Raw genomic sequence first — 7,157 nt, forward strand, 5'->3', positions numbered from 1 at the left:
GATAAGCAATCAGGCTGGTTCCCTCTTTTTCTTTCTGAAACTGAGCCATCATGACGGGAGCTGAGGCACCAGCGGTAATCAGCGCCAGCATGGCAGCACTGAGTTTTGTTTTCAGGTTTGCCATGTTCAGTCCTCGTCGCGCCGCACCATATTGTGTTTGCGGTCCCAGATTTTGAATCCGACATTGATCAGGCACGTCACGAATGCGAAGAACAGACCGCCAAGCACTCCAATTGCGGTCCACTGTTCGGGAGTAAACGAATTCAATAGGCGGTAGAGCCAGAACATGGAACTGCCACCAGCAGAACCGTAGGCTATACCGGTAGTTAGTTTGTCCATTTTCATAGTCTCCCCCTCCGGTCTGCCGGTTGGGTGCGTAGTAGTGAGGTATTTAGCGGCTCAGTCCGTTTGCGAAAGGATGAGTGGTTAGCTGATTGACTGGCCGCCAAAACGAGAAAAGGCCACCAAATTGGCAGCCTCAAAAACGCAAAAACCCGCACATTGGCGGGTTCAAGTAACTTCTGTAATTAAAGATGTAGTGCCTGCCCCACCCGGCGCTTATCTCCGGCACTCGTAATGGCTTAGCTCTTGAAGGGGCGAATTCATCATCTCAGATTAATCCTGATGACATTTAACAATATTTGCGAATTTAACCATTTTTAGACCAATAAAACACAACATTGTGATCTAGCCCGAGAAATCAGTGACCATGGCAAGGGCCGTTGGATTGGACATGATAAACCCCTTATCGCTGTTATTGTCCTCCACGAATCGAGGGCATAAAAAAGCCCCAGACTATGCCGGGGCTGTAATGTGTTATGAGGTATTAGACTGTTCAGGGAATATTTCTCCCAACGTCTGGTTATACCGTTCCTCTTCGAGTTCCACGCCCAGCGCGAAACGTCCCAGCTTGATGGCTTCTTTTATCGTGGAACCTGATCCCATGAAAAAATCAGCCACTACATCACCCGGTCTACTGCTGGCGTTAATGATGTCTCTCATCATTTCGGCTGGCTTTTCGCACGGATGTTTACCGGGATAATACTGAACTGACTTATACGTCCACACGTCAGTAAACGGAACGAGACTCGTCACTGTGAAAGGCCGCCTCAAACGCTTTAGCTCATCCACCAGATCCGCATAACGTCGGGATAATGAATGATATTCAACTACCAACTGATGGTGAGGAAGTTCCAGCTCTTGCCGAGCATGCTTTTCGCGGGCTACGCGATCAAACAAGCTTTGAAGCGCCAGATAGTCTTTCTCACTGGGTAATTGCCACTGGCTCTCACTGAACCAATGCGAAGCCATTTGCTTACCCGTTGCCTGATGAATTTCTTTAGCACTTATCCCCAACGCTTTGCGGGAATCACTGAAATAATCCACCAGAGGCTTGAGCGTATTTTTGCGCTGTTCCTTGCACTGCGCGGAATAACTTGATGCCTTACCTCTATAAGGACCGCTGTAATGCTCAGCGAAGAGGATCCGCTCAGTGGCTGGGAAATACGACCTCAAGTCTTCTTTGTGCTGTCTGTTCCACGGCCCAGAAGGTTTGGCCCAGATGATGTGGTTCAGAATTTTGAACCGCTCACGCATCAGTAACTCAGTGTCAGCAGCCAAACGCGAACCGCAAAAGACGTACAGGCTGCCTGATGGTTTTAGTACACGCCAGAACTCCGCAAACATCTCGTCAAGCCACGCCAGATAAGCTGACTCGTCAGGCCATTGATTGTCCCATTTGCATGATTTAACCCTGAAATACGGAGGGTCCGTGGCTATCAGGTCAATGCAGTTATCAGGTAAGGTTTTGATGTATTGGAGTGAGTCAGCACAAATAATATTTATACTGTTTAAATTCACAGTATTTTTCATAGATCAGAGACGCCCTTTTTGATAGGCTCCATTTGCTGTGTGCACATCAGCAATGGGCCTAGGTTCGCTCGTGACCAACTAACGGGCGAATGGCGTGCACGATGTTATCAGCATCATGTACGCCGCCCATTCCACAAACAATTTAGCCCTGGCATATGCCGGGGCTTTTCTTTATTCGAAACCACTTCTCGCAGTGGCCGCGCTCATGCCCTTGAGTGCTCTGTAGCTCCTCGCCGCTAATAACTGGTGCGCGTTTGGCTGGCGCGCTGCTCTACCGGTATGTCTTTTTCTTTATTAACCCTCACCAGCGCATATTGCAGTTCGGACCTGCATCTGGCTCCCTCGATGGGGACTCGGGACAGCATCACTACTGCGGTGTTGGCTGACGCCTGCGGTCTGTCCGTTTACTGGTGCATTTTACTATCCTCCAGAAACGACAAAGCCCCGGCGTATGCCGAGGCTTGATATCAGGTATAATTTCCCATCATTGGGATAAATCTAGCCAGATTCGGCAACTTTTGCAACGTCTAAATCACTGGGTCACCTTTTTAAATTCCGATTCCGCCGCCGACTCTTCAATGAAGCATTTGGTGATGAGCTTCTCATAGAACGGTTTCCAGCTGTTGTTCCATGTTCTCTCCGGCAACTCTGGCAATAACGCTTTCACAGCGCGGTGCGCTACTGACGCTGGCAGGCGCGAATAACCAACGCCATGACAGCGCGGGCATTCCTTTTCTACCGGCAGGCCCATCAGAATGGATTTTTCCCGATCGACTACTTTTCCCGTGCCGTTACACCGGCAACGGCTCGATATAACTCCCTTCCCTTTGCATGGCTGGCAAATGACATCAACTATCTCTTCCCCTTCAGTTTTGGACTTCATTTCATCGCGGTAAAGCAGCCCAAGATTTCCAGGAAGAGAATCAATAAGGTGCTGACGGTCGATTGCCAACTGATTTATGAAGGTTCTTTTCTCTTTCAAAAAGCCGGTACCTGAACAGCACGGACAATCAGACGTGGCCGCCGCCGAGCGCGCGTAATCTTCAAAAGCCATCCTCGCCATAATACGCAGGCATTCAGCCATGCGTCGCCCAGCGACTTTGCCGATATGCTTCGGTGCGTGCTGTTTGGCGTATTGTGTGAGCATGCCGACCGCTATGGTTTTGTCCTGCTGGCTGATGCCGGCTTTTGCCAGGAACAGACGAAGGCCGAATTCAGCTCCGCTTTGTGTCATGCCAAGCGCCGCCATGATGTCGGTGATGTTCAGTCCATCGCTGGCCGTCGCGCGGGAACTGTCGCTGATCGATAACCCTTTCGGGGAAAAATGCTTCAAAATCGTTTCAAGGTTCATGCTGTCTCCACACTTATTTTTGTTTGCCGGTAGCGATAACGCCCGTCGCCAGCGCGCGGTCTAATGTCTTCATGACCAGATACATCTGATCACCATGTTCTTCTTCCCAAGCCGGTGTATTCGCATGAAGTGAGTCGTGACACCGTCTGCACAGCGGGATCACGAACAGGTCATGCGCTTTTGTTGCCATACCGCCAAAGCCATTGCCGGTGATGTGGTGCGGATCGTCGGATGGGTCGCCGCAGCCGCAGCATGGCTGGCGCTTTACCCATTGGGTGTATTTTGCGTTTTCGTACCGGCGGCGCTTGGGGATCCGGACATATGATTCCGGCGTCTCAGGGTCGATTGCCAGCGCCAACACAGGTTTGATGTTGTTTGCTAGAAGCTCCTGTGGCTGTTTCTCCCACGGATTCACGTCCGCTTCTTTACCCTGGCCGCCCGGCGGTTTGTATTTAACCCCCAGCGCTTCGCAAATAATTTCTTCCGGCACCTGGTGAACTAGCCCCTTCGACACAGCCCACCAGCAGAGTTCCGGCAAAGTAAGGTGCCGCCCGTCTGGCAACCCATAACGGTACCGGATTGCCTCAGTCACAAACTCGGCTGCGTTCGCCAGCGCGATAGCATCCAGTTTTGGCGATTCTTTTTCCCGAAACTCGTTGTCATGCGCCCAGCACAGGCAGACCACGCCGCGCCCGCGGGGCACCTGTACCAGCTCATGGTGATGAAATTCCCCGTTGTAGTCCGGACACTGGCACACACGGTGGCGTTTAACCCAAAGCGTCAGCGCGTCCATGCCACCAACTCTGGTAATTACCGCTGGTGATGACAGGAAACAAGACAGACGCGGGTCACGTGAAAGAGACTGAGCTTCTGCCGGTACCACACCATCAGGCAGGGTATGGAGTTCGGCTGGCTCGTTGGTGATCAGCAGGCGTTTACTACTGAAGAACTTCACCATGTCCGCTGGCAGTGCGAACTGTACGATCCCCAGTTCCCTCTGAGGATAGGGTTTCAGTAATGCTCTCACGCTGCGTTCTCCTGTCTCAGGTGATCAGCCCACATTCCACCAATCCATTTAATGCCTTTCGGGGTAAATCGCGCCTGGCTGAAATTATGATTACTCGTCAGGCTGGTACCCGTCTTAACCTCAAATCGTCCTGCATCCAGATGCTGGGCAAAAGGCGCCAGCGTGCCGCCCAGCGGATACATGATTTTCTTGTCCAGCAAGAACAGACGGAAATCCGTTTCTTTTGCCTGAAGTAATTTGCATACCTGGCGGAAACCCATTGAGCCGCGGGCAGCGACATACCGATCCACAAATTCAACCTTGGGAGCCGCCTGCGCCAGCTGAGATTCCAAGACCTGTTTCTGCTCAGCCAGATCAGCGGCAAGCCTTAACGCTTCCGGCAATGACTGCGGAATTTGCGGAGTTTTCCCTTCCTCCAATTCAAGCCACCGATCGATGACTCTTTTCCGTAACACCACGCTGTAGCCAGATACCAGCGTTAGGCACAGATCGCGCGGTAGGTGGTAAAGCGGATAAGTCCGTCCACGGTCATCCCGGTAATCTCCCGAAAACTCGGGAGATTGAATATTGAGCTGTTCCAGCATTGAACGGATGTCTGCCATCACATGATCGTGCCGCTTATCACACAGACCAGCGATTTCGAGACTGCTCATTGCAGTGAAGCCCGGATCATTTTTAACGTTGGTTAATGCGTTCATGAAACCTCCTCAAAATCACTGATGGTTATTTCCGCTTTGCCGCCTTTAGTCACCGGTCCCCATTCGACCGTCATGCGTTTGACCTGGCTGTCGTCCTTCCAGATCCCCGCATGAGTCAGGCCATCAAACAGCGCCTTCTGGAAATTATCTAAATCCCGCTTCGCCCTGTTCGGTGGGAACAGCACCAGATGCACATCCAGTTCGGTGAGTAGTGCCGTCGGACGGCTGCGCAACTGCTGATAAATGGCCGCCAGCGCGTTTGAACGGAAGGTTCGCCCGCGCTCGCTGATCAGCACGCCCTTTTGTGTGGAGCGCCAGTAGCCGTTTACGCTGGGCGGGAATGGCAGGATCAGTTGCATGCAACCTCCCCTGCTTTCATCAGGCTGTTCAGCACAGCGTCAGCATGTTCCCCTGCGGCCGTATAATCTGACGGGCAAAGCTCGCCCGTATAAGAAGCGGCCTTGAGGTAACCGCGGTAGGCATCAAGCCAGATTCTCTGAAGTTCATTCATCAGCAATCACCTTCACTGAGTGAGCAATGCGCGCGGCGGCGGTGGTCAGGTGGTCGGGATCGAGTTCAATACCGATGAAACTGAAACCATCAAGAATGGCGGCTTTCCCGGTAGAACCAGAACCCATAAACGGATCCAGTACCGTGCCGCCCGCAGGTGTTATCAGGCGGCAGAGATAGCGCATCAGTTCGCAGGGTTTAACGGTTGGATGAGCATTACGTGCACCAGATGTTCGCCCAGCGCCAGCACGCGGATCATTGAGACCAGCGCTTCCCTCTACGCGGCCGCCGGTCATTTCAGATGCTGTGACTGGTACAAATCTTTCCATTCCTTCATCGCGTTCTGTCTTAGTGACCTTCGCGCAGTAGAAGAATCGTGCGGCTGACCTGCTGATCTCCACTCGAGCGGCATGTTCGCGCGGTGCGTTCATATCGCCATAACAAACGCGTGCGGGCCGAGATTTACCCGTAGTTTTCAGGTCGCCTTGTTGGCCCTTTGCGTCAGGAAATGCGGCGATTACTTCTTCACTACCGTCATGAATGATGTTTGCAGGCCAGCGACCAAGCTGATCTGGCTGCCATTCGGCGCAGTCTGGCGCTTTATCATCTCGAACATGCGACAAGAGTGCGCCAGCGCCACCCGTTAGGGTCTCTTCCGTCGGAACACGGGAGATATTGATGTGCAGCGCGCCGGTACCGAACTGTTCGACGTTCGTCTCAACATTCCCGATAAGCGGTTTGCGAGCCATTACGATCGGTTCATGCGCTGGTTTAAGTGCGGTACCCATCCCGGCGTTTTCGCCATGAAGATTTTTAGACTTCGGAAAACCGCTACCGTAAATCCACATCAGTTGGTCGCGGATCTCAAAACCAGCATCTTCAATATTTACCACCAGTCGGTGATAGGTACGTGCTCCACCAAATGCCAAAAGATGGCCGCCTGGCTTGAGAACCCGCAGGCATTCAGCCCACTGATCAACGGTTGGGACCTGATAATCCCACTTGTGACCCATGAAGTTCAGCCCGTACGGGGGATCGGTGACTATAGAATCGACGCTGTTATCTGCTACGCCGATCAGGACATCTTCACAACGGCCGACGTTCAGTTGATAGCTCATGCTTTCACTCCCTGCTGGCGCTGGGCGCATTCTTTCCAAATCTTGGCCCAAGTCGTTATGGCGAAATCAGCGCGCATGCTGCGAACGCTGGCTTTGCTGGCCTCTGTGCACACCATTTTTTCCAACGCACTCGGTGCCTTAGTCGCCGCAACGCCGCTGATAAACCGGCGGTAAGCCGCGTCGCGCTCAGCCGCATCAACTTCTACCCCACCTTCAGCGGTCCATTTTCCGTTCACACAGACCGGACGCCCGCTCTTCGCCCATTTGGTCGCGCTGAGCAGGTAGCCTTCAAACTTGGCTGGCTGGAACAGAGTTGCCGGGCGAAGATATTCAGCCATTTTTGGAGAGTCGCCCCAGTGAACCTGCTTGTATTCGATAACCAGTTGCAGTTCTTCCAGTGTGTGGCCTTCACGGAGACGAGCACGCATGTTTTCCAGTGAGCTATTAGTGGGCTGGTAGCGGGAACCGGTGATTTGGTTCAGGTGTTTCAGTACCTGTTTGGCTTGATCAGTAATTTCAACTTCGGCGTCGGTCTGCGCAGCAGGCTGACAAGAGGTTTTATTATCTGATGGATCTTGTTT

General features: G+C 52.5%; 9 protein-coding genes and 1 pseudogene. All 10 read right to left on the minus strand.

Going from position 1 to position 7,157, the window contains the following annotated elements; all coding sequences use genetic code 11:
• Positions 1 to 124 (minus strand): annotated as a pseudogene (locus UC14_RS26080) (lysozyme); the annotation flags it as partial.
• 2 nt (positions 125 to 126) lie between these two features.
• Positions 127 to 345 carry a class II holin family protein gene (locus UC14_RS26085; RefSeq protein ID WP_112198736.1) on the minus strand — a complete coding sequence of 73 codons (219 nt, stop codon included), beginning with the start codon at positions 343 to 345 and terminating at the stop codon, positions 127 to 129.
• 471 nt (positions 346 to 816) lie between these two features.
• Entirely contained in the window at positions 817 to 1,872 is a 1,056-nt protein-coding gene (locus UC14_RS26090) for a site-specific DNA-methyltransferase (RefSeq protein ID WP_198670121.1), read from the minus strand.
• Between the two features lie 532 nt (positions 1,873 to 2,404).
• On the minus strand, positions 2,405 to 3,223 hold the full coding sequence (locus UC14_RS26095; RefSeq protein ID WP_112198737.1) for an antitermination protein: 819 nt from the start codon (positions 3,221 to 3,223) through the stop codon (positions 2,405 to 2,407).
• 13 nt (positions 3,224 to 3,236) lie between these two features.
• Positions 3,237 to 4,250 carry a DUF968 domain-containing protein gene (locus UC14_RS26100; protein WP_112198738.1) on the minus strand — a complete coding sequence of 338 codons (1,014 nt, stop codon included), beginning with the start codon at positions 4,248 to 4,250 and terminating at the stop codon, positions 3,237 to 3,239.
• Positions 4,247 to 4,948, minus strand: coding sequence for a phage antirepressor KilAC domain-containing protein (locus UC14_RS26105; protein ID WP_112198739.1), 702 nt, complete (start codon positions 4,946 to 4,948; stop codon positions 4,247 to 4,249). Before UC14_RS26105 ends, UC14_RS26100 begins: the two co-directional genes overlap by 4 nt.
• Positions 4,945 to 5,307, minus strand: a complete 363-nt coding sequence (locus UC14_RS26110) for a RusA family crossover junction endodeoxyribonuclease (RefSeq protein WP_112198740.1) — start codon at positions 5,305 to 5,307, stop codon at positions 4,945 to 4,947. Before UC14_RS26110 ends, UC14_RS26105 begins: the two co-directional genes overlap by 4 nt.
• Positions 5,298 to 5,459, minus strand: coding sequence for a hypothetical protein (locus tag UC14_RS26940; protein ID WP_198670122.1), 162 nt, complete (start codon positions 5,457 to 5,459; stop codon positions 5,298 to 5,300). Before UC14_RS26940 ends, UC14_RS26110 begins: the two co-directional genes overlap by 10 nt.
• Positions 5,452 to 6,576, minus strand: a complete 1,125-nt coding sequence (locus UC14_RS26115; protein WP_112198741.1) for a site-specific DNA-methyltransferase — start codon at positions 6,574 to 6,576, stop codon at positions 5,452 to 5,454. The genes UC14_RS26940 and UC14_RS26115 overlap by 8 nt, the downstream gene beginning before the upstream one ends.
• Positions 6,573 to 7,157: conserved phage C-terminal domain-containing protein (locus tag UC14_RS26120; protein ID WP_198670123.1), on the minus strand; the 585-nt coding region annotated here is incomplete at its 5' end. The genes UC14_RS26120 and UC14_RS26115, both read right to left, overlap by 4 nt.

Source organism: Rahnella sp. NRRL B-41462 (assembly GCF_003263525.1).
Classification (GTDB): domain Bacteria; phylum Pseudomonadota; class Gammaproteobacteria; order Enterobacterales; family Enterobacteriaceae; genus Rahnella; species Rahnella aceris.